The organism is Shimazuella sp. NTD250 (assembly GCF_059510375.1).
In genome coordinates this window covers 123,276-145,809 of the sequence record NZ_JCAJZS010000007.1, presented here as the reverse complement: position 1 = coordinate 145,809, position 22,534 = coordinate 123,276, and the positions used below count along the sequence as shown (strand labels likewise).

Sequence of the window (22,534 nt, the reverse complement as noted above, 5' to 3'; positions counted from 1 at the left end):
TTTTCGCTCTCCTTATTTGCCTATAGAACATCTTTCGTGATATCCTATACGCATCTCTAAGCTTTACCTAAAGCTCGCTCTGATCCAGCGGGCTTTTTTGCTTGTCTAGCGATGGGATCATACTGACCAATACCGAGAACATTTGGTAAATCAGGTAATAATCGAAGTATTCTTAGGACTTCTGCCGGATTGCCTCTTAGATGAACATGTACCTTGGCTACACCATCCTCCACAAAACCTGTGATTTTTCGAATATCCTTTATCTCCAACTCATCACCTCCCTTTCGTTCAACTAACATTTTTACGGCTCATTTCTTTGTTTTCCAGCCAAGTAAAAAATGCATCTCTTCCAACACGCTTGGATCTTCCTAATCGAACCAAGGGAAAACCCTCAAATTCCATGATTTCATAAGCCTTTCTTTTTGAGACTGATAAAATTTCAGATAAGTGTTTTGCGGTTAGTATTAATGGATAGTCATGCTGATTCAAGTGTTACACACCTTTCTATTTGTCTTTAGACATATAATTATAATCGCAATTCTATCAGAAAACCGATTTTAACTATGTCTAAGGACATGATAGCAAAACAAAAGCTTTTAGACAATATATTTGCGATAAAAATTGTCTAAAAGCATAGATATGTCTTAAATCTCACAATATGCAATATTAGATTGTCTGTATGCATGAAAGTAAGTTAAAATACTAATGATGATGAAATAGAAGGGATTAAAATAAAATGAAGAATGAACTGAGGTTAGGTCAATACATTAAACAAAAAAGAGAAGAGAAAAAACTAAGCCTTTCCGAGTTGGCAAAAAGATCAGGAGTAGATCAAGGTTATTTGTCGAGGATTGAAAAAGGTGAAAAAACAAATCCTTCCGCTAATGTATTAGCTAAGATTGCTGATGGACTTAATATTAAGCGAAAGCTAGTTTTTTATGTAGCTGGTTATATCACGGAAGATGATGAAAAAGAGTTAGATTTGAAAGAAGCCTTAGTTGATCGTTCTACTAAAGCACATTGGGATGGTCACCCTTTGACTGATGAAGAAAGAAAAATGATACAACGTGTTATCCAAGCTGTTTTAATAAGAGAATCGAAAGATCAGGATTAGCTCACTGATTATTGTTTTTCTGTAATCGTGTATGTATTAAATCTTGAACAAAAAGCACTTCCTCTAATTCAGATATTGTCAATCTTTTTTCTACATAGAGTGTTTGAACTAATCCCTTCACATTAAAAATATTCTCTATTCCCACCTTCTTCTTCATCCTCATTAATGTCTCTTCTAGAGATTCGTTCTCATCTTCTCTATTCAAAATCATACCTCTAGCTCCTCGTTCAAAAGATCAACTCGCTTGATTCTTTTCACCATAATCCAATAATTTACTCTTCTGCTATAAACAGAACAAATGATCCCTTATATGGTTTAATTATTATAACACATAAAAACAGTATTAAAATTACATGTACAAAATTTATATTTTCCGAATTAATAAGCTAAATAATCTTGTTGACATAAAAAGAACATATGTTTACATTTGTGATTATAGTTGATATGAAAGGAGATAAGTGAACTTTGAAATGCTATTATCGCAAAAGAGGACAAACATGGTCTTTTACTTTGGATATCGGCTTCGATGAACAAGGCAGACGAAAGCAAAAAACAAAAACAGGATTTAAAACAAAAAAAGAGGCTGAAAGAGCGTGTGCTGAACTAATTTCACAGATTGAAAATGAGGGCTATAAAGAACCAACTACAATGACTTATGGGCAATTTATTATCGAATTTATGGAGAATCATTCCGTTCACACAGTAAGGGCATCTACCTATCAATTCCAAATGACAGTGATTAATAAACACATTCTTCCCGAGTTAGGAAATATAAAACTAGTCGATTTAAAACCCTTAACAATTCAAAAATTTTACAGTAAAAAATTAAAAGCTGGATATTCAGCAAGCTACATTAAAAGCATTCACGCTGTAATAAGTAAAATATTAAAAGCAGCTGCAGAATGGGAGTACATACCTAAGAATATTGCTCCACTTATCAAAGCCCCTCGTATCCCTACTCGAAATGTTACGGTTTGGTCAATGGAAGAGGCGAACCAATTTATAAACTTTGTACAAGGCAGGAGATTTTTTATCGCATATATCCTTGCAATCTATACTGGGATGAGAAAAGGAGAAATTCTTGGACTCAAATGGAAAAACTGCGATCTTGAAAACGCAAGATTAAGCGTAAGCCAAACATTATCCAAAGTAAAAGAAGGACTTGTATTTCAGGAACCGAAAACCAAAGGATCAAAACGCACCATTTCATTGCCTAGTTTTGCTGTTCAGTGTCTAAAAAAACATAAAGCACTTCAAAATGAACTCAAACTAAAATTCGGGAATGCATATAAGGATAATGATTTAGTTGTTGCAAGTGGTTTAGGAAGACCAATTGATCCCGCTGATATCAATCGTGATATGAAGTATGTGATCAAAAAGAATAACCTTCCCCCCATCTCTTTTCATGATTTGAGACATACGCATGCCACAACTTTGCTGTTAATTGGTGAGAATCCGAAAGTCGTTTCTGAACGCTTGGGGCATGCCAATGTAGGGATTACACTAGATACGTACAGCCATGTACTTCCTGATATGCAAAAAGATCTTGCTAAAAATTTTGATCAAGCTATGAAAAAATTAGAGTCAAAAAGAGAGGGTTTAAAAGCGTGTAAATCTTATGTGGTCAAAATGTGGTCAAATGAGGTTTTAAACAAAAACGAAAAGCCAAAACCCCTTATATATCAAGGAAAATTGGCTCTCGTTTAGTGAGTGTCGATTATACTTCCATAATTATTGGTAAGATCATAGGACGGCGGCGGGTGCGTTCGTAGAGAAATTTGCTTAATGAGTCACGAATACTCGTTTTAAGCGATGCCCATTCACTTACTTGATCTTTCATACATTTTTCCATTGTCTGGTTCACAACGGTGTTTGCTTCTTCTAGAAGCCTCTCTGATTCACGTACATAAACAAATCCGCGGGAGATGATATCTGGACCAGATAAAATGGTTCCGTTAGCTTTACTTAGGGTAAGAACAACAACTAAAATGCCGTCTTGGGAAAGGAGCTTACGATCTCGTAATACGATATTACCTACATCTCCAACACCAAGTCCATCAATCAAAACTTTGCCTGTTGAAATTTTGGGACCGTATCTCGCTTTACCACCTGAAATTTCTACTGTATCTCCGTTATCACAAATAAAAATATTATCGGTTTTCACACCGACAGACTCGGCTAATTGGGCGTGAGCACGGAGCATCCGGTACTCACCATGAATCGGAATAAAATATTTAGGACGAATTAAATTGAGCATTAATTTCAGATCTTCTTGTGAACCGTGTCCGGACACGTGGACATGTGAGGTCGCACTATAAACTACATCTGCACCGATTCGGAACAACTGATCAACGGTACGACCAATCATTCTTTCGTTTCCAGGGATCGGGGTAGCAGCGATTACAACTGTATCTCCAGGAAGAATCTCGATCTTCCGATGAGATGCATTTGCCATTCTCGTAAGCGCTGACATGGCTTCACCTTGGCTACCTGTTGAGATCACAGCAACCCGATGAGCTGGTAGTCGATTGATCTCATCTGGCTCAATGATTAAATCTTTTGGAACATCGAGATAACCTAGATCAGATGCGATATTTACTACGTTTACCATACTCCGGCCGACTACTGCAAGCTTGCGACCATGATGATATGCAGCATCTACTACTTGTTGAATCCGATGAATATTGGAAGCAAAAGTAGCGACAATAACACGCTGCTTGGATTTCCGGAAAACCTCCATCAAGCTTTCTCCGACAGAACGTTCCGTTCCTGTAAATCCTGCACGCTCTGCATTTGTGCTGTCAGATAACAGACAGAGTACTCCTCGTTTCCCAATCTCAGCCATTTTATGAAAATCACAATTATTATCGTTAACAGGTGTCATATCAAACTTAAAGTCACCAGTATGTACGACCGATCCTTCTGGTGTATCAATGCATACTCCTACCGAATCAGGAATACTGTGATTGGTGTTGAAGAAACTTGCTTTTAACCGACCGAGTTGAATTTCCGATTGATTGGATATCACATGACGTTTCACATCATGTACATGTGCTTCCCGTAGCTTGTGTTCGATTAGCCCCATTGTGAGTTGTGTAGCGTAAATTGGTGCTTTGATTTGTTTTAAAATATAGGCTAATCCACCGATATGATCTTCGTGTCCGTGTGTAAGAATAATGCCTCTTAATTTGCTTTGATTTTCGATGAGATAAGATATGTCTGGAATAACGATGTCGATCCCCAGCATATCCTCCTCAGGAAACATCAGTCCTGAATCAATTACTACGATGTCGTCTTCATATTGGACAACATACATATTTTTTCCGATTTCACCCAACCCACCGAGAGCAAATATATGCAACTTGCCTCGCTGGTTCTTTGTCAAAAAACTTACCTCCTATATAATTTTTGTTGTTCACCCTATAACCGCACAAATCTCACTTGGTATTCATTATATACGAATTGAAAAAGCCTATGCAAGATAACAACTTAGAAAAACGAAAATGTCACAAATAGAGCGAACAAAAACATCTTTAGGTATTTGGTAGTAATTAGATCAAAGTTGATTTTTTTACGTCCGTTTCTATTCATCGGAAAATGATCGGCCCTCCTCCCAAGATGAACTTGAGAAGAGGGCCTATCGATTGCTCTCTATTTATCTATCAAGAGGCAACCGATGTCCTTACAAACTTCATGTAGGCTTCCTGAACTTCTTCTCGCTCTACAAAGTCAAGCAGTACGATAGCGAAAAGAAGTTCAGAGAGATTGCGTTTTCTCGACCCAAATGTATCTCCTCCAGAACGCTTTATCAGAGATACATGAATTTCTGTTACCTTTGCATCGGGCTTACAGCCCAGCGTAATGGAAAGGCCTCTCAGTTGCTCTGGCTCCAGCTTTTTCAGGAGTTGCAGGTGCAACTCCTGCTTTTGCAGGATACGACCATTCACTGGAAGGCTAGGCTGATTCTGCTTCACCGCTTCCAGTAGCTCCAGAGCCAGTGCTGTATTTTCGAAGTTCTCCTTATCTAGTTTCCTACACATCTCTCGTTCTTTCATAAATTTCTCTACGAAAGATGGTGTATACGCTTCTGGATAAACCGAATATCGTGTGTTTCCATTCAGCAAACGTTGAAGATATAGCAGTTCTTCATAATTTGCATCATGATCTCCCAGACTTGCCGACGAAGCTATATTCCGCTTGGTTCGAGTAATCGCCGACTGGACATATGTCTCATGGAGTCTGTCACCTCCCTTCTTGATAAAAAGAAGGGAGGTGAGGGACAGCAGGGGAAGAGGGATCACGATGAGCCACATGTCCGCTCGCAGATAACCCCACATTACACTGGAGTATGCTGTCCCGATCACACTACCCAGTTGAAGCATAAAGCCCCAAGTAGCAAACGCTGCACCATGGCTGCTTCTGGGAATATTCTGGCTGATGGTCTCTGTGATACAAGAATTGTTCCCACACTGCGCGATCCCGATCAAAACTCCGGTTAGCAGCATGAGCAGAAAAGAATCTGCCCACCAGATCATGACAAGACACAACACCATGACCATATTGCTGCACAGAATCACAGGAAAATAAAAGTCTTTCCGGCGATTTTCCAACAGTCGAGACATGACCGTTAGGTGCAAGGTTGCATTGCTTGCTGTTGCCACGGTCAATACTAGTCCAGGTTCCTTCAGCCAGTAGTTTGCAAACCAAGTCAGGAAGGACACATATGCAGCATTGACACCTAGTCCGGGGAGCGCAAGGAAGAAAGCCTCCTTATTCATCATCCCTTGTACATAGGTGACGAAAGACTGTTTGACCTGTACGACTGGATCACTTTGCTGTTCTTCTTTATTTTTGTCCAAAAGGACAAGGCCTGTGAATACCAAGACAACTGCAGCGATTCCCAAAGCAATAACTACTTGCCAGAGGAATGTAGTCGAAGCTAGCCAAACTCCTCCAGCAATAGCAAGACCAGAACCCAAGTAAAGACTTGCACTGCTGATGGCCGTCACACGAGTTTGACGATATGCAACACGTTTCCTCACAACAAGGAAAATCGAATTTACTACGAGGGCGTAGAACATCCCATGCACCACTCGTACTACAGTGAGCACAATGGTACTATGTGTTGCAAAGGGGTACAAACAGAGGATTGCTGCCATAGACGGCAGACTCCACAGCAACAGCTTCTTCTCTCCAATTGTGTCGTTGAGCCTTCCGAAGAAGAGCCGACACAGCATAACCGAGATCAGATAGGCTGTAGTGGTGACACCGGATCCTTCTGTATCCAATCTGATGTGCAGTGCTTGAGCAAGCGCATCTTGAATCGCGGCAACTGCGATGACTTGTCCTGCGATCAACAGAACAAAGCCTAGGATTTTTCTCATGAATTCTCCAAGTGATGATATCTCTCTCTTTTATTCATTTTACTTAATATTCCGCATCTATGCAAAAAAAGACACGTGCTAACAGCTTCATTTTGCATTTAAGTGATGACATACGAGATGATTTTCTCATTTTCATGAAACGTAAAAGTCTCCTCTTTTTTGTTGTGCACAAAAAACGTTTTACAACTGGCTAAACCATAAATAACAACACCACCCTCTTCCTGTGTGAAAAGAGGGTGCTCAAGCCACAAGTATTTTCTTATAAGTGCTATTTTATCTAAAAGTTTTAACAACGAACTGACCCTCTTCTCAAGTTGAACTTGAGAAGAGGGTCCATTGATTGCTCTCTATTTATCTATCAAGAGGCAACCGATGTCCTCACAAACTTCATGTAGGCTTCTGTACTTCTTCTCGCTCTACAAAGTCAAGCAGTACAATAGCGAGAAGTAGTTCAGAAAGGTTGCATATTCTCGACCTAACTGTATCTCCTCCAAAACGCTTTATCAAAGATACATGAATTTCTGATACCTTTGCATCGGGCTTACAGCCCTGCGAAACTCCTCTCAGTCTCTCGGGTTCCAGCTTTTTCAGGAGTTGCAGGTGCAACTTCTGCTTTTGCAGGATACGACCATCCACTGGAAGGTTAGGCTGATTCTGCTTCACGGCTTCCAGCAACATCAGAGCCAGTTCTATATTATTGAATGTCTCCCAATCTAGTCTCTGACGTATCTCTCGTTCTTTCATAAATTTCTCTACGAAAGATGGTGTATATGCTTCTGGATAAACCGGGTATCGAGTTTTTCCGTTCTGCAAACGTTGGAGATCTAACAGTAGCACATAATTTGCATTATGCTCTCCCCAACTTGCCGACGAAGCTATACTCCGCTTGGTTCGAATAATCATCGACTGGACATGTTTCTCATGGAGTCTGTCACCGCCCTTCTTGATAAAAAGAAGAGAAGCGAGAGACAGCAGGGGCAGAGGGATCACGGTGAGCCACATGTCCGTTCTCAGATAACTCCACATCACACTGGAATATGCTGTTCCGATCACACTACCCAGTTGAAGCATAAAGCCCCAAGTAGCAAACGCTGCACCATGGTTAGTTCTGGGAATATTCTGGCTGATGGTCTCTGTGATACAAGAATTGTTCCCACACAGCGCAATCCCGATCAAAACTCCGGCTAGCAGCATGAGCAGAAGAGAATCTCCCCACCAGATCGTGACAAGACACAGCACCATGACCAAATTGCTGCCAAGAATCACAGGAAAATAAAATTCTTTCCGGTGATTATCTAACAATCGAGACATGACTGTTAGGTGCAAGGTTGCATTGCTTGCTGTTGCCAAGGCCAATACTAGTCCAGGTTCCCTCAACCAGTAGTTTGCAAACCAAGTCAGAAAGGACACATACGCAGCATTGATACCTAGTCCAGGGAGCGCAAGGAAGAAAGCATCCTTATTCATCATCCCTTTTACATAGGTGACGAAAGACTGCTCGACCTGTACGACTGGATCACTTTGCTGCTCTTTTTTATTTTTGTCCAAAAGGACAAGGCCTGTGAATACCAAGACAACTGCAGCGATTCCCAAAGCAATAACTACTTGCCAGAGGAATGTAGTCGAAGCTAGCCAAACTCCTCCAGCAATCGCAAGACCAGATCCCAAGTAAATGCTTGCATTGCTAATAGCTGTCACACGAGTTTGACGATATGCAACACGTTTCCTCACAACAAGGAAAATCGAATTTACTACGAGGGCGTAGAACATCCCATGCACTACTCGTACTACAGTGAGCACAATGGTACTATGTGTTGCAAAGGGGTACAAACAGAGGATTGCTGCCATAGACGGCAGACTCCACAACAGCAGCTTCTTCTCTCCAATTGTGTCGTTGAGCCTTCCGAAGAAGAGCCGACACAGCATAACCGAGATCAGATAGGCTGTAGTAGTGACACCGGATCCTTCTGTATCCAGTCTGATGTGCAGGGATTGAGCAAGCACATCTTGAATCGCGGCAACTGCGATGACTTGTCCTGCGATCAACAGAACAAAGCCTAGAAACTTTCTCATGAATTCTCCAAGTGATGATATCTCTCTCTCTTTTATTCATTTTACTTAATATTCCGCATCTAAGCAAAAAAATACAGGTGCTAACAGCCCCATTTTTGCTTTTCAGCGATATTCCATCCTCTATGAAAAAATCCGAGAAACGAAGCAGCCCCCTCTTTTTTATTAGAGGGGGCTGGTGATCGCCTTTTTCTATATGTTACGCGATCACAAGAGCAGTGGGGTTTTCTTTTTCGTAAGCTTCCACTACTTCTGAGATGTTTACAACTCCCAACAATCCAACAGCGTTAAGTAGATCCGGGATGCGGTACTTAGGTGGAGTGAAATGCATCATTGAGCCACCGTTGGTCACCATTTCCTCAATGATCTCGCTTCCACCATGGTCATGAGACCATTTAGCTTGTTCCCTAACCCTTTCTAGTACATACGCATGCAATTCACCAATTTCGATTACATTGTTGAAACGGCTATGCATAACCATTGCAAACGGTCGCAATTCGTCTGGTTCGAGCTCCTGCAAAAGTTGCAAAAGCAACTCCTGCAGTTGAATGATAGGACCATTGACAGGAAGCTGGCTGTCCTGTAGCTTCACCATCTCCAAGTAAATAAGTGCGTCTTTTACATTCACGATCGTCGATCTCTTGTTCTCTAGGGATGAACCTGATTTGTCTTGATCATGAATGACTCTGGTTACGTGCCAATACTCCTCATTATCTCCAAGCGCCAAACATCCAGCAGCCAATCCTTTAACATAAGCAAGATCAATTGACTTGTGCTGCTCATCGTTTTCATTCACTATACTACTCCTATTCCAGATGAAAAAGAGTGAGACAAGAGACAACGTGAGAAGCGGAATCATCATAGGCCACATATAGCCCCCAAAGTTGCCCCACATCACACTGGAATATGCTGTGCCAATCACACCACCTAGTTGCAGCATGAAGCCAGATGTTCCAAACGCTGCACCCTGTTGCGCAGCGTTTACCCTCTGACTGATCGCTTCTGTGATGCTCAGACTGTTTCCACAGATTGCGATCCCAATTAGGGTTCCAGCAAGGACCATGATGGGCAGAGAATGACCCTTCCAGATCAAGATCACACTCGCAACCATGAGCAAGTTACTGCTTCCCATCAACGGAAAATAGCCCTTGGGGTGTTTCGCAAACCAAGGCATTACTGTCAGTCCTGCGACAGCGTTCCCCAAGGTTGCCATTGCCAGTACGAGATCAGGTTGTTTCGACCAGTAGTTGGTGAACCATGTCAAAAAAGACATGTAAGCAGCATATACGCCCAGCCCTGGAAGTGCTAGGAAAAAAGCATCCTTGCTCACAACCTTTTTGACACCCTCGGCAGCAAACAGACCGCGATACAGGTTTCTCACTTTCTGTCCCAAGGAAACCCAAGCATTGTCGATAAAAGCAATTCCTGTGAATACCAAGACAACAGCGGAAATTCCCATTGCAACGACTACGTGCCAAAGGAAAGCGGTATGCACTAGCCTTAGGGCGACAGGCATAGCCAGCCCTGTTCCTAGGTTAATGCATGTACCAGCAAGGGCGCTTACACGTGCTTGATGATGCTCAGCCACACTTCTGCGAGTCACAAGAAAAACTGTATTAGTGACGAGTGCGAAGGTCATCCCATACAGCACACTAACCACTGCCATTGCCGGCGTGTTCCCCATGGTGAGAGGATACCCACAGAGTGTAACTGCCATCAGGGGCAAGCTCCACAAGAGCAGGCGTTTCTCCCCTACCCGGTCGGTCCACTTTCCAAAGAAAAGTTTTCCGAACATCACCGTCATCAAATAGGATGTCATAACAAGACCGACACCCTCCACACTCAACAAAATATGGAGCGATTGGGCGATAACGGTGATGATCATGGAAACTGCTAGCACCTGTCCCAAGATCAGCAGGATCAGTCCTACTCCTTTGGAAGTAGGTACTCTGGAACTGTTTTGTTTCACGAAAAACTCCAATGGTTGGATGGAAGTCTTTTTTTCATTTTACTTAATCTTCAGGTTATATGCAAAATGTATGAAACAACGAACTGGCCCCTTCTCGTTGGAGAAGGGGCCGGTGATCGCACTATATCTGTGTTATGCGACTAAAAAAGCAGTGGATTTTTCTTTTTCATATGCTTCCACTACTTCCGAGATGTCCACCGCGTTCAATGCATGAACAGCAGCTAGCAGCTCTGAAATACTGCGCTTTTTCGAAGTACCATACCCGTCTATGGGGGTTGCATAAGGAGCCGGAGATGTAAATTCTTCTGAGTAGACACCTTCATTGTCATAAATGTAATGAGCAGTTTCTCTGCTGTACTTTAGTGCGTATTCATGAAGCTTACCAATCCCAGTGATATTTGTTACTGGATTGGGATAATACAATTCAAATGCGAAGTCTCTCAATTCGTCTGAACTGAGCTCCTGCAAGAGGTCCAAAAACAACTGCTGCAGTTTACGAATCGGTTCCAGAACAGGAAGAACACCGTTCTTTAACTTCACCAATTCTAGATACAGTAGTGCTTCTTCAACATCTCGGATATGAGACTTCATTTCCCGCTTCGGAGATGGTTCGCCTGCAAAAACGATTACTTTTCCTGCAAGTGGCTGTTGAATCTCACGGACTGTATTGATCTCATTAGTTTCATACACTTCGCTGACCTTCTTTCCAATGAAAAGAAGAGTGAGGAAGGAGAGCATAAGCAGAGGGAGCATCGTGAGCCACATGTAGCTCCTAAAGTTGCCCCACATCACACTGGAATATGCTGTGCCCATCACATTACCTAGTTGCAGCATGAAGCCAGAAGTCCCCATAGCACTGCCATAATGTGCTGGATTCACCCTTCGAATAATCGCTTCTGTGATACCTAGGCTGTTTCCACAAATTGCGATTCCGATCAGAGTACCAGCAAGGATCATGATGGCAAAGGTGTCCCCCTTCCAGATCAGGAGCAAACTAACTCCCATGATCAAGTTGCTGCCTCCCATCAAAGGAAAGTAGCCCTTGGGGTGTTTCGCGAGCCATGGCATTACCGTCAGTGCCACTGCAGCATTCCCGATGTTCGCCACAAACAGCACCATGTCTGGCTGCTTTGTCCAATAATTTGCAAACCATGTCAGGAAGGACAAATAAACCGCATTCATCCCTAGTCCTGGTAGAGCAAGGCGAAAGGCATCCTTGTTTACAACCTTTATTGTATGGGACAAAGCAAACCAGCAACGACTCCAGCTTCGCACTTTCTGGACCAAGGAAGCCCAGACATTGTCGATAAAGGCAATTCCTGTGAATACCAGAACAACAGCGGAAAGTCCCATTGCAAGAACAACTTGCCAGAGGAAAACGGTGTGTACCAGCCATAGGGCAACAGGCGCAGCCAGTCCAGATCCTACATTAATGCATGCACCAGCAAGTGCGCTCACCCGTGCTTGGTGACGTTCTTTCACATTTCTCCTCGTCACAAGAAAAACCGTATTGGTGACAAGGGCGTAGGTAATCCCATACAACACGGAGACCACAACCATCGCCGGTGTGTTCCCCATCGTGAGAGGATACCCACAAAGTGTAACTGCCATGAGAGGCAGACTCCACAAGAGCAGGCGTTTCTCTCCTACTCGGTCGGTCCACTTTCCAAAGAAAAGTTTCCCAAACATCACCGTCGTCATATAGGATGTCATGACAAGACCGACACCCTCCACGCTCAACAAAATATGGAGCGACTGGGCGATAACGGTGAGAATCACAGAAACAGCGAGCACCTGACCTAGGATGAGAAATGCCAGTCCTGCTGCTTTGCAATATCTGTTATACATTAAAAACTCCAAGGATTGGATGGATTGCTTTTTTTATTTTACTTAATCTTCAAGTTATATGCAAAAGATATGAATCAAACAAACCGGCCCCCTCTTGTTTCGAAGAGGGGGCTAGTGATCGCTAGTTTATCTATACCGCGATCATCTAAAAAATTCCATTCCCATCAAAAAACCTGCCCTTTGTTTATATTTGAATGTTCAGAATATAATTCTTAAACGGACTGTACCCTTCTCTCTACAAAAGAAAGAAGGGTATAGATTGTGCAGCACGGATCTTTTAGCATTTTATTATTGAACAAGTTCGTGAAACCAACGATCAACTTGTTGTTTTTCATCTTCTGTCATTTCTACAAGAGGAAGCCGAACGGTAGGATGGATTAATCTTTTTTTCGCTAAAGCATATTTGAGGGGTGATGGACTCGAAGTTAGAAATATCCCTTCAAATACAGGTTGATAGCGTTGATGCAGCTTTGCAGCCTTCCGGACATCTCCTGCTAAATAAGCATCGATCATTTCCTTCATTTCCAAACCAATCAGATGGCTTGCAACACTTACAATTCCATCTCCACCAGCTGCAAGTACTGGAAGAGTCAAGCTATCATCTCCACTATATACGACAACATCATCTGGTACAGAAGAGATGACTTTTGTGATTTGAGAGAGATTTCCGCTCGCTTCTTTAATCGCTACTACATTTTTTAATGCTGACAAACGAATCATCGTTTCGGCAGTCATGTTTGCGCTGGTTCTACCCGGAACATTGTATAACATTACTGGTAGTTCGGTTGCATTTGCAATAGCCGCGAAATGTTGGTAGATCCCTTCTTGTGATGGTTTATTGTAATAAGGAACGACTCCCATCACACCATCTACACCTGTTTCAGCAGCTAAACGGGTGAATTGAACCGTTTCAGCAGTGTTGTTACTTCCAACACCAGCGATTATTTTCGCTCTACCTGCTACTTTTTTTACAGTAAAAGAAAAAAGGGCTAACTTTTCATCTTTACTTAAAGTAGGAGATTCTGCTGTGGTGCCAGATACAACAATCGTATCTGTTCCCGTTTGAATTAAGTGTTCAATGAGAGCACCCTGAGCATCCCAATCAATCTCTCCATCTGGTGTGAACGGAGTACACATTGCAGTCAATAGACGTCCAAATAACATGATTTTAACCTCCGTTAGTATTTATGAAGTTCAAACTTCCGATGTAGAGCACGTATCGCTTTAATCATATCATCCCCTGGTACTAGTACCCAGATAGTCGTATGGGAATCTGCTGATTGAAGCACTTTGACATCTTCTTCTGTCAATGCTTCTAATATCTTTGCCATTACTCCTGGTACTCCAGCGATTCCTGCTCCTACAACCGAAACTTTCGCACAAGATGGATACAGTTCAGGTTCTAATCCGATATCCATCAGTAGAGACTTCGCTAAATCACCAAGTGGATCACTAACCGTATATGCGATACTACTTGGAGTCACACTGATAAAATCGACACTGATCCCCTTTGAAGCCATCAGACGAAAAACATCTAAATGTAGATCAAGATTGTCAGATTGTGTAGGAATCCGAATCTGTGTAACATTAGGCATTTGGGTAATACCCGTAATAAGACGATCGGATATTTCCGTCAACCCAACTCGTTCTGGCCTGCTTACAACTAGCGTCCCTATCCCATCCGATAAGGTAGACCTCACTCGAATAGGAACATTCGTCTGCATAGCAATTTCTACTGCACGAGGATGAACCACTTTAGCCCCTTGAAAAGCAAGATTACACATTTCGGTGTAGGTTACCATTTCTAAAGATGTAGCTTCTTCTACAATTCGTGGATCAGCGGTGAGTACTCCATCCACATCGGTAAATATGTCTACATACTCGGCATTTAAAGCTACTCCAAGTGCCGTCGCTGTGGTGTCACTTCCACCTCTACCTAAAGTGGTAATCTCACCATCTGCTGTTTGGCCTTGAAAACCAGCTACAATCGCAACTCTTCCTTGATTTAACTCCTCTTGGAGTCGTTTCGGATTTAAAGAAACAATTTGTGCGTTATTATGCTGGTTATTGGTAATAATGCCCGCTTGTCCACCAGTGAGCACACAATTCTCGATTCCATGATGGATAAGTAAACTGCTCAATACACTGGCTGAAATGATTTCTCCACAACTGAGTAACAGATCTCTTTCTCGTGAGGAGAGGTTCTCCAGTTGTTCTCCTTTTGTCAATTCTAACAGTGTATCTGTTGCGTATGGTTCTCCTTTTCTCCCCATAGCTGAAACGACAACCACTACTTGATAATCTTCTGTTAATGCTTGTTGGATATGATACAACACACGCTCTCTCATTTGAGGTGTTGCAACAGAAGTACCTCCAAACTTCTGTACGATAACTTTCATACTTAACCCCTTCTTATTCGTTGATCCTCTACTAATGCTTCGGCGATTTGTACTGCGTTAGATGCTGCTCCTTTTAACAGATTATCCGATACAATCCACATGTTGAGCCCTTTTGGATGTGCTAGATCTCTGCGCAAACGCCCAACAAATACTTCATCGAACCCTGCGGCATCTAGTGGCATTGGATATTCTTGTTGATCTAGATCGTCTTGCACAATGATTCCTGGGAAATTTTCTAATAGAGAGCGAACATCCGAAAGCTGATAGTTTTCATTCAACTCTACATAAACCGCCTCACTATGTCCTCTATAAACAGGAATGCGAACACAAGTAGGTGTGATGCCAAGGTTATCATCGCCCAATATTTTCTTTGTCTCTTGTACCATTTTCATCTCTTCAAAAGTAAAACCATTTTCCATCCCTACATCAATTTGAGGGATTGCATTAAAAGCGATAGGATAATGTTTATCCAGCTTCCCTACTGGTAAGAGATTGGATACGGGCTCTTCCCCAACAAGCATTGCTGCCGCTTGAGCACGCAACTCTTCAATTGCTTGAGAACCAGCACCAGATACCGCTTGATACGTAGAAACGATAATACGCTCTAATCCATATTTATCCTGTAAAGGTTTTAATGCAACAACCATTTGGATAGTGGAACAATTTGGATTGGCGATAATGCCTTGATGATCAGATAATGCTTCCCGATTCACTTCTGGAACTACCAGAGGCACATTTTCATCCATTCGGAATGCACTGGAATTATCTATTACTATAGCACCACGTTTGACTGCTTCAGGGGCGAGAAATTTACTTACTCCACCACCAGCACTGAACAAAGCGATATCTACACCTTCAAATGAATCTGGTGTAGCTTCTAATACAGTAACTGTTTTTCCTTGAAATTGAACAGTTCCTCCAGCTGATCTCGCAGAAGCTAGTGGAATTAATTTTCCGACCGGAAATTTACGCTTTTCCAAGGATTGTATCATTTGTTGTCCTACTGCTCCAGTCGCTCCTACAACAGCTACGGTATATGTCACAACTTTTTCCTCCTACAAATAAAGGGTAAGTCCCCAGATGGGGACTAATTATTGCTATTTCCTATTATGAGGGGAAGTAGCGATATTTTTCAACTAGTAATGGTTGAAGTTGTTTTCCTTCCATCGCAGCCAAGCATGTATCTGGGATTAAATCCATTCGTGAAACACACGATTTTGGTTTCTTTTCTGGGGCATCTTGCCCAAATGGCACAAAATAAATATCTTTGGCTGCAAGTAATTTAGCGAGATTAGCTGCATTTAATCCAAGCGCATCATTAGTTGAAATCGCCAAAATAACAGGACGGTGGTTTCTCATCATAGCTTTAGCAGCCATAAGTACAGGACCATCTGTTAAGGCATTGGCTAGTCTTGCTAGGCTATTTCCTGTACACGGAGCCACAATATAACAATCTAGTATACCTGAAGGACCTAACGGTTCTGCTTCTTGAATCGTCGTATAAGGATCACGGTCTGTGATATCTCTTATTTTTTTCTTCCAATCTTCTGCTGTTCCAAAGCGGCTGTCTACATTAGCAACAGTATGAGACATGATCGGAATAATATTAGCTCCGAGTTGAACGAGTCTTTCCATCTGCGGAAGTACTTCATCATGAGTACAATGAGAACCTGTTAATCCAAATCCGATTGTTTTCCCTTCTAAACTCATTGTCCTACCTCCTCGGCGATCTCTTCCATTATCAACTGATGAATCGTCGCTGCGATGATTCTACCAGCAGTTTTAGGTGCTACGATACCAGGTAGACTCGGGCACAAAATTGCTTTTAAGCCTCTTTTTTCTGCATAATGATAATCAATTCCACCAGGCTTCGAAGCAATATCAATCATTACAACATCGTGGCGTACACGAGCTAATACAGATGACGTCAACACTTGGGCTGGAATAGTGTTAAAAATAAGTTCAGCTTCCTCTACATAATCTTCCAACTCATGTAGATAAAAAGGAGTTACTCCCATTTCAAAGGCCCTAGCATAGTCCGCAGAATTGGATATCCCCATTTTCACCTGGGCTCCTATGGCTTGAAGAGTACGAGCCAAAGTAATCCCTACTCTTCCTAAACCAAGGACCAAGGTGTTGGAATTATGGATCGTTATGTCTGTGTTTTGAATTGCCATCATCAATGCTCCCTCCACAGTCGGAATGGAGTTATAGATAGCGACGTCATCTCTTTCCATTAACTCTGCACAGGGGATCTGATATTTAGAGCATAATTTTTTCAAATATGGCCTTGCCAAGCCTGTGAAAATCGTGGCATGGCTTGGTAGTGCCTTCATATGCTCCTCCGTTAAAATAAGTGTCTTTGTAGTAAATATACTACTTACTTCCCCTTTGTCATCGGTTCCAATAATCGGAAGGACTACAACATCAGCTCGTGCTAATATCGCTGGTTCAAACTCTTTTTGCATCGTACCGCTAAGTGGAGTTTGTAGGTTGTCAAAACCGATGAGTGTTATGTTTGCTCTCATCTTGATAAAACTTTTTATCACTTCGAGTTGTCTTGCATCTCCACCGATAAAAATAAAATGTTTATCCTTAAGCATCCGCTCAAACCCCTTTCCCCACATGGTGCACTATATTCTTCTGGGGCTTTGCCTGTTACCCATTTGCCTATTTTTACATTTAAGATTCAGAAGAATGCACCCGCTGTTGAACAATAACAAGCTCTGGACCTATTTTTTGGATCGTAGACCAACTTAAGGACAACTCAGGTGTATTTCGCCGGAAAATGGAATTACCAAGTGGCAATATAATCTTTTGTATTTCCCCTGTCTGCTGATCTATCACGAGATCCGAACGATGAAAAGTTCCTAGTTTCTCCCCTGTATCCATATTGACACACTCTTTTTCCACAAACTTACTCCATCTCATTCCTCTCACCTCTTACTCTTAAGTTATGGGACACTAGAGGAGTTCAGAAGTAGGCTGAAAAGAATGCGTAAATCAACAAGGAACCAACGATCGTTGGTTCCTTGTTTGCTTCTTAAATTAAAATCGCTAGGCTTTCTAAATTTAAGTTACCACCATTACTTTAGAGGAAGCTTTTTGTCATGAAGAAATTGTTTCAAATATAACCTTTGAGCATTTGTCAACTTATTTGCCATCATCTCTGTCCACCGATCTTCTCTCTTGCCGCCTGTCCTTTGCTTATAATAATCGGAAATATCACGGTTATAGGAATGAAGTTGTTCATTGATCTTTTCATCTGTTTGATACTCTTCCTCATGATAGATCGCTTCCATTGGCAAACGTTGCTTTTTATCTGTGCGCTTATCTACATAGCCGACACATAATCCAAAAAGCGGGACTACATGATCTGGAGTTTTTAACAGAGCTGTTACATCATATAGTGCATTACGTAATCCTCCAATGTAACAAATACCTAAATCCATGGATTCAGCTGCTAGAGATGCATTTTGTGCTGCCAGGGTAGCATCGACAACACCAACTGTGTATAATTCCGTTGATTCAAGACTTTCTAAAATTCTTCTTTCCTCTATACCTTCTATCTGAGCAGCTAACTGCAAACGGTGTAAGTCCAAACAGAAAACAAAAAAATGACCGTTTTTCGCTACATATGCTTGATTTCCTGCCAATCTTGCCAACTCGGCTTTCTTGGCGGGATCTTTTATCCCAATAATCGAATAAGCTTGCACAAAACTGGATGTAGAAGCCGCTTGTGCACTTTCTACAATCAGTCTGATCTGCTCCTCACTTAATTCTTTTTCCAAAAAAGAACGGATAGATCTATGATCTAAGATTTTTTTTATCGTTTCATTCATATTTTTAGCTCCAGTTCAGAAATTTAAAATACCACCGTTTGGTGGTATTTCTACTTATCATTTCCAATTGTATCATAACAGAATTCAATCTTCTTTTGCCTCTAGCATATCATCAATCTGACCTTTCATCATTTCCATACCAAATGTAAATACATACATTGTTAAATGAAAGTGAAAATCTTCTACTTCTTCATCTTCCCCATATTGCAAAATAGAGGTAATATCATTGAGATGTGCTTGCGTCAGTAGTGTTTGTATCTTTTTTCCATTTTGTAGGCACCATTGAATAAGTTGGACAATTTGCTTTCGATCATTGGGAGGAAACGATGTTAATTTTTCATGGAGATTAATATCTTCACATGAATGGAGCAAATGCCAAGCTAGATATTTTATGGCTTCCAATGCTTTTCCTCTATCGTTTGCAAAATTATTTCATCTAGAGATACAACATCGATCGTTCTCCCTACTACAAATACACTCCCATTTGCCATATCGAAGATTTCTGTATTTAGAAGATATAATTTGATGGTTTCACCATTCATAAGATGCATTTCGACTTCTTTGTTTCTCAGGTTCTTTTTTGGAACCGATTGGAATTTCTCAAATTTACATCCCATAATTCTCACCCTTCTGAAGTTAATTTACAAAACCAACTTCAACTAGCAGAAATAATCTCATCCCCAAAAAAACTTGCTTTTTTCAGGAAATCCATAAAAATGCGAATAAATTAAGATGAATCCAGTCATTTCTAGCCCTTATCTTTAGTATAAGAGCTAGAAAATGCAAATTCAATATATTACAAAAACAAGATAATTCTTTTATTCATTATGGTAATTCGAGAAGAAACAGGTTGAAAAATTATATTTGAATGCTAAATTCTCATACTTTATGATAATTTCCAAATTGACAATTAGTCATAATTTAATGATTATAAATAGATAGACCTTGAGAATGGGGTGGTTCATTTTGGATATTCCAAAAATTGGTTTTTATATCCGTAAGGTAAGGAAAGAAAGAGGAATGACATTAGATGATTTAGCTGATCAATATATCCCTCGTGCAACTTTGTCCTCTATCGAACGAGGCATTTCTCGAAATCCTACTAAAATAAACTACCTCCTACGAAAACTAGATATTCATCTTTCCGAACTCACACAACAAGAACATGAGGAGAAAGAAGAAAGATATCTAGATCTCATAACACTAGAGAATAAAATCAATCGCGACCCTGCGGCCGTACTAAAAAAACTAAGTCAACTGCCAGATAAATACCAAGGTTCATTACTCGACTTTTTAAAGGGGCGATGCTATTTCAAGTTATATCAAAATGAAAAAGCAACAACCTATTTTAAAGAATCTCTGAAAAACTTAGATAGAGAAATTGACTCTACTAGTACGAATTTAAAACCATATTGCTTAAATCATTTGGCCCTCATTGCATTTCACAACCAAAACTACGCTCAAGCCTTACAATTTACCAATGATGGGCTGACATCTTTTGATAGAAACGGAGAACGTAAGTATTTATACACTACCCTATTATCCAATCGTTCTATTTACCTATACAACTTAGGCAGAACCGAAGAAGCTTTGAAAACAATCAAACAAATAAAAGCAGATTCATTTGATTTGGACATGGATACCATTATCGGCATATATGATTTTCAAGCAGAATTAAACTTAAAAATCAAAATGATAGAAGAAGCTTTTGCTTGTGCAAAAAAAGGCTTAGAACTAGCACTTATCAACGATAACTACGAGAGACAACTAGAGTTATATATTACCTTGTCCAATATATATAAGGAGAATAACTACCTAAAACACGCAGAAAAATGCTTGTTAACTGCTATTGGTTTAGAAGATATCATCTCCAAACGCCATCAACTTATTTTGGAAGCTTACCTAAATCTTGGGGTGCTCTATCAAGATCAACAAAAATACCACCTTTCACAAAAAATTTTGAAGAAGGCGATTAGGATTGCGAATAAACAGAATAACATGTTAGAATACACCAAAACAATGCTACATCTTGCAAAAACCTATCAACTAGATACTTCTTACGACCAATCGATTCATTACTATAAGGAGGTACTGCAACACGCAGTTGATCATCCCACAAAACTTGAGACCCTCTCTGGGCTTGCACAAGTTTACCTCCTACTCGGCGATAATGAGAATTATCTTAAATACTCCAAAGAGTATTTTTTTAGTAGCAAGATATCCTGAAAGGAGGATTCTTGATGCGTTATGGGACTCATCCATCTGGAGACTGAAATCATTCCACCCGTTTCCCTTTCGTGATGAAAAGGAAACGGTTTTTGATTACTTCATTTTTTTACATAGAGCATCGTTAACTTGGATGCTATTTGGTACAATAAAGCTACACTTGCCCCACAAGGGGCATCTGAGACCGAAGGATTCATCAAAGATGAGCACTCATATCCTCTTCACAGGTGGCTTTACTGCAAGCCATCAGAAGATGACAGATCTCGGTTCTCGCTTCGAGAGTCGAGGAATTGGGTACACAGCTGTCCAGCTTCCTGGTCACCCGGAAGACATCGAAAGCTCCAATGATTTCCAAGAGCGATTCAAGGCTAGGGTTCTGGCTCGGTACACTGCAACCGACTGGGTAAATAGGGTAGCAACCCACTATCAACTCTTGAACCAGCAGGAAAGTGTAGACCGCATTATCCTCGTCGGACACTCGATGGGCGCATACCTCTCGATCCTCGCTGCTCTGAAGCAAGCAGAGACAAAAACAGGGCTTCAGAAGCTGGCAGGAGTTGCCATGATCAGCACTCCATTCGAGGGGAAGCTCAACAATAAGTACGCCTACTTCCTGAAGCTTGCCAATTTGGCAAACCTCCCTTTCATGGGGGGACGGTTGTTCCACAAGGGGGGAGAATCAGGCTCCAATCAGTACGTCGCACTCAAGAGTGTGCGGGAGCTCGTCCGAGTCATCCGAATGGGGATGGGTGCTCTTTGTGACGTCACTTTCCCGGTTCTCTTGTTCAACTTCGAAGAGGACCCCTCTGTTAAGGTGGAGAGTGCTAAGGCCATCTTGCAGTGTCTTCCTGATCGTATTCGGGAGAAGTCAGACTCGATCATCCTTGCAGGTGATCGACACACCCCGAACAAAGAAGAGCAATTGCTCATCGTCAATGAAATCCTGCAGTTCTTCCATGTAGTGTAGAACTGCGGTCTCGGATGGTGGCTGCATCAGCAGTCACCATCCCTGCTTATTTAGAGGTAATACTATAAACCTTTTCATCAGGCACTTGCAGATGATGGGTTTCTTTTTCATTTACAAACTGTCGTTGTTCCTCCACAAAAGCAGATATATCTTCGATTTCCATGATCCATTCCTCTACATATCTCTGCAAGCTTTCCCCTCTTAATCCTAACTGGATCGCTTTCCGTTCTTGTTTTTGACCGAACGGATCGTGGTCAGGGTCCCATTGAAGCCGTACAGAGGATTTTTTTACTGCTTGTCTCCAGTTTTCTTGTGTTTGGTAAGAAGATTGATAGCTGCTGTGCACTGCTGAGTTAACTATATGTTCAAATCCCTCTCGTTTTAAACGAATAGCTAACGTAACTTCTTGATTTGGCTTCGTTCCCCAGCCTGATCGATACATCATCCACAGGAAATTGGGCTTGATCCAAGTCATTCGGTTCATCGAAAATTCTCCGCCAAATGTTTGATGATCAACTGCATAAGAAGCAATTTTTTTGTTATAAGCTTGATATACCGTAATCGATGTTTCATCATAGGCTGCAAGTATATGTTGGCCACTTTCTGGCCATGTTTGTTTTAATGTGAGGTAATTAGCAGTGTTAATAAATCTCATGCTGTCACTCCTTAGCTTGCTCATGGGCACCATTCTACCACTTGAACATAAAAATAGCAC

General features: G+C 41.3%; 23 protein-coding genes. 4 read left to right on the top strand and 19 right to left on the bottom strand.

From position 1 onward, the window contains the following. Positions 1 to 56 precede the first annotated feature (56 nt). Together AC5WOF_RS16590 and AC5WOF_RS16585 are read right to left on the bottom strand one after the other, a co-directional pair. Complete coding sequence (locus tag AC5WOF_RS16590) at positions 57 to 269, bottom strand: hypothetical protein (protein ID WP_496051065.1); 213 nt, start codon at positions 267 to 269, stop codon at positions 57 to 59. 19 nt (positions 270 to 288) lie between these two features. Continuing rightward, positions 289 to 489: a helix-turn-helix domain-containing protein gene (locus AC5WOF_RS16585; RefSeq protein ID WP_496051064.1), complete on the bottom strand. Its 201-nt coding sequence runs from the start codon at positions 487 to 489 to the stop codon at positions 289 to 291. Between the two features lie 247 nt (positions 490 to 736). Here AC5WOF_RS16585 and AC5WOF_RS16580 point away from each other — a divergent pair, with 247 nt between their 5' ends. Further along, the gene (locus AC5WOF_RS16580) at positions 737 to 1,114 is read left to right on the top strand and encodes a helix-turn-helix domain-containing protein (protein WP_496051063.1); all 378 of its coding nucleotides are present in this window, start codon (positions 737 to 739) and stop codon (positions 1,112 to 1,114) included. A 1-nt stretch (position 1,115) separates the two neighbouring features. On the opposite strand, the gene AC5WOF_RS16575 is transcribed toward AC5WOF_RS16580, so the two are convergent. Next, on the bottom strand, positions 1,116 to 1,325 hold the full coding sequence (locus tag AC5WOF_RS16575; protein WP_496051062.1) for a hypothetical protein: 210 nt from the start codon (positions 1,323 to 1,325) through the stop codon (positions 1,116 to 1,118). A gap of 254 nt (positions 1,326 to 1,579) precedes the next feature. On the opposite strand from AC5WOF_RS16575, the gene AC5WOF_RS16570 reads away from it, so the two are divergent. Continuing rightward, on the top strand, positions 1,580 to 2,821 hold the full coding sequence (locus AC5WOF_RS16570; protein WP_496051061.1) for a tyrosine-type recombinase/integrase: 1,242 nt from the start codon (positions 1,580 to 1,582) through the stop codon (positions 2,819 to 2,821). A 10-nt stretch (positions 2,822 to 2,831) separates the two neighbouring features. On the opposite strand, the gene AC5WOF_RS16565 is transcribed toward AC5WOF_RS16570, so the two are convergent. The 15 genes from AC5WOF_RS16565 to AC5WOF_RS16495 all read right to left on the bottom strand — a co-directional run bounded on the left by AC5WOF_RS16565 (position 2,832) and on the right by AC5WOF_RS16495 (position 19,243). Next, the gene (locus AC5WOF_RS16565) at positions 2,832 to 4,499 is read right to left on the bottom strand and encodes a ribonuclease J (RefSeq protein WP_496051060.1); all 1,668 of its coding nucleotides are present in this window, start codon (positions 4,497 to 4,499) and stop codon (positions 2,832 to 2,834) included. Between the two features lie 277 nt (positions 4,500 to 4,776). Continuing rightward, a complete protein-coding gene (locus AC5WOF_RS16560; RefSeq protein ID WP_496051059.1) occupies positions 4,777 to 6,498 on the bottom strand; it encodes an MFS transporter in 1,722 nt (573 codons plus the stop codon). A 98-nt stretch (positions 6,499 to 6,596) separates the two neighbouring features. Next, entirely contained in the window at positions 6,597 to 6,791 is a 195-nt protein-coding gene (locus AC5WOF_RS16555) for a hypothetical protein (protein ID WP_496051058.1), read from the bottom strand. Between the two features lie 94 nt (positions 6,792 to 6,885). Then, complete coding sequence (locus AC5WOF_RS16550; protein WP_496051057.1) at positions 6,886 to 8,571, bottom strand: MFS transporter; 1,686 nt, start codon at positions 8,569 to 8,571, stop codon at positions 6,886 to 6,888. A 196-nt stretch (positions 8,572 to 8,767) separates the two neighbouring features. Next, positions 8,768 to 10,537, bottom strand: coding sequence for an MFS transporter (locus AC5WOF_RS16545; protein WP_496051056.1), 1,770 nt, complete (start codon positions 10,535 to 10,537; stop codon positions 8,768 to 8,770). 132 nt (positions 10,538 to 10,669) lie between these two features. Further along, positions 10,670 to 12,385 carry an MFS transporter gene (locus AC5WOF_RS16540; protein ID WP_496051055.1) on the bottom strand — a complete coding sequence of 572 codons (1,716 nt, stop codon included), beginning with the start codon at positions 12,383 to 12,385 and terminating at the stop codon, positions 10,670 to 10,672. Between the two features lie 288 nt (positions 12,386 to 12,673). Beyond that, positions 12,674 to 13,549 (bottom strand): 4-hydroxy-tetrahydrodipicolinate synthase, encoded by an 876-nt coding sequence (gene dapA / locus AC5WOF_RS16535; protein WP_496051054.1) that lies wholly within the window; start codon positions 13,547 to 13,549, stop codon positions 12,674 to 12,676. Between the two features lie 14 nt (positions 13,550 to 13,563). Continuing rightward, a complete protein-coding gene (gene dapG, locus AC5WOF_RS16530) occupies positions 13,564 to 14,784 on the bottom strand; it encodes an aspartate kinase (RefSeq protein ID WP_496051053.1) in 1,221 nt (406 codons plus the stop codon). A gap of 2 nt (positions 14,785 to 14,786) precedes the next feature. Next, positions 14,787 to 15,827, bottom strand: a complete 1,041-nt coding sequence (locus AC5WOF_RS16525) for an aspartate-semialdehyde dehydrogenase (protein ID WP_496051052.1) — start codon at positions 15,825 to 15,827, stop codon at positions 14,787 to 14,789. A gap of 64 nt (positions 15,828 to 15,891) precedes the next feature. Beyond that, positions 15,892 to 16,494: a dipicolinate synthase subunit B gene (locus AC5WOF_RS16520; RefSeq protein WP_496051051.1), complete on the bottom strand. Its 603-nt coding sequence runs from the start codon at positions 16,492 to 16,494 to the stop codon at positions 15,892 to 15,894. Then, positions 16,491 to 17,387, bottom strand: a complete 897-nt coding sequence (gene dpsA / locus AC5WOF_RS16515) for a dipicolinate synthase subunit DpsA (RefSeq protein WP_496051050.1) — start codon at positions 17,385 to 17,387, stop codon at positions 16,491 to 16,493. Before dpsA ends, AC5WOF_RS16520 begins: the two co-directional genes overlap by 4 nt. A 79-nt stretch (positions 17,388 to 17,466) precedes the next feature. Then, on the bottom strand, positions 17,467 to 17,715 hold the full coding sequence (locus AC5WOF_RS16510) for a YlmC/YmxH family sporulation protein (protein WP_496051049.1): 249 nt from the start codon (positions 17,713 to 17,715) through the stop codon (positions 17,467 to 17,469). Positions 17,716 to 17,870: 155 nt separating this feature from the next. Beyond that, positions 17,871 to 18,626, bottom strand: a complete 756-nt coding sequence (gene nfsA / locus AC5WOF_RS16505) for an oxygen-insensitive NADPH nitroreductase (RefSeq protein ID WP_496051048.1) — start codon at positions 18,624 to 18,626, stop codon at positions 17,871 to 17,873. A gap of 84 nt (positions 18,627 to 18,710) precedes the next feature. Continuing rightward, positions 18,711 to 19,028, bottom strand: coding sequence for a hypothetical protein (locus tag AC5WOF_RS16500; protein WP_496051047.1), 318 nt, complete (start codon positions 19,026 to 19,028; stop codon positions 18,711 to 18,713). After that, entirely contained in the window at positions 19,016 to 19,243 is a 228-nt protein-coding gene (locus tag AC5WOF_RS16495) for a hypothetical protein (RefSeq protein WP_496051046.1), read from the bottom strand. Before AC5WOF_RS16495 ends, AC5WOF_RS16500 begins: the two co-directional genes overlap by 13 nt. 349 nt (positions 19,244 to 19,592) lie before the next feature. Between AC5WOF_RS16495 and AC5WOF_RS16490 the strand changes: the two genes are divergently transcribed. Beyond that, positions 19,593 to 20,852, top strand: a complete 1,260-nt coding sequence (locus tag AC5WOF_RS16490) for a helix-turn-helix domain-containing protein (protein WP_496051045.1) — start codon at positions 19,593 to 19,595, stop codon at positions 20,850 to 20,852. Between the two features lie 202 nt (positions 20,853 to 21,054). Continuing rightward, complete coding sequence (locus AC5WOF_RS16485; RefSeq protein WP_496051044.1) at positions 21,055 to 21,819, top strand: alpha/beta hydrolase; 765 nt, start codon at positions 21,055 to 21,057, stop codon at positions 21,817 to 21,819. A gap of 46 nt (positions 21,820 to 21,865) precedes the next feature. On the opposite strand, the gene AC5WOF_RS16480 is transcribed toward AC5WOF_RS16485, so the two are convergent. Continuing rightward, positions 21,866 to 22,474: a DUF4291 domain-containing protein gene (locus AC5WOF_RS16480; protein ID WP_496051043.1), complete on the bottom strand. Its 609-nt coding sequence runs from the start codon at positions 22,472 to 22,474 to the stop codon at positions 21,866 to 21,868. Between the last annotated feature and the right edge of the window lie 60 nt (positions 22,475 to 22,534).

Coding starts and splice junctions, on each gene's coding strand:
- AC5WOF_RS16580 (WP_496051063.1), top strand. CDS start 737: ATGAAGAATGAACTGAGGTTAGGTCAATACATTAAACAAAAAAGAGAA.
- AC5WOF_RS16575 (WP_496051062.1), bottom strand. CDS start 1,325: ATGATTTTGAATAGAGAAGATGAGAACGAATCTCTAGAAGAGACATTA.
- AC5WOF_RS16560 (WP_496051059.1), bottom strand. CDS start 6,498: ATGAGAAAAATCCTAGGCTTTGTTCTGTTGATCGCAGGACAAGTCATC.
- AC5WOF_RS16550 (WP_496051057.1), bottom strand. CDS start 8,571: ATGAGAAAGTTTCTAGGCTTTGTTCTGTTGATCGCAGGACAAGTCATC.
- AC5WOF_RS16540 (WP_496051055.1), bottom strand. CDS start 12,385: ATGTATAACAGATATTGCAAAGCAGCAGGACTGGCATTTCTCATCCTA.
- dapA (WP_496051054.1), bottom strand. CDS start 13,549: ATGTTATTTGGACGTCTATTGACTGCAATGTGTACTCCGTTCACACCA.
- dapG (WP_496051053.1), bottom strand. CDS start 14,784: ATGAAAGTTATCGTACAGAAGTTTGGAGGTACTTCTGTTGCAACACCT.
- AC5WOF_RS16520 (WP_496051051.1), bottom strand. CDS start 16,494: ATGAGTTTAGAAGGGAAAACAATCGGATTTGGATTAACAGGTTCTCAT.
- dpsA (WP_496051050.1), bottom strand. CDS start 17,387: ATGCTTAAGGATAAACATTTTATTTTTATCGGTGGAGATGCAAGACAA.
- AC5WOF_RS16510 (WP_496051049.1), bottom strand. CDS start 17,715: ATGAGATGGAGTAAGTTTGTGGAAAAAGAGTGTGTCAATATGGATACA.
- nfsA (WP_496051048.1), bottom strand. CDS start 18,626: ATGAATGAAACGATAAAAAAAATCTTAGATCATAGATCTATCCGTTCT.
- AC5WOF_RS16495 (WP_496051046.1), bottom strand. CDS start 19,243: ATGGGATGTAAATTTGAGAAATTCCAATCGGTTCCAAAAAAGAACCTG.
- AC5WOF_RS16485 (WP_496051044.1), top strand. CDS start 21,055: ATGAGCACTCATATCCTCTTCACAGGTGGCTTTACTGCAAGCCATCAG.
- AC5WOF_RS16480 (WP_496051043.1), bottom strand. CDS start 22,474: ATGAGATTTATTAACACTGCTAATTACCTCACATTAAAACAAACATGG.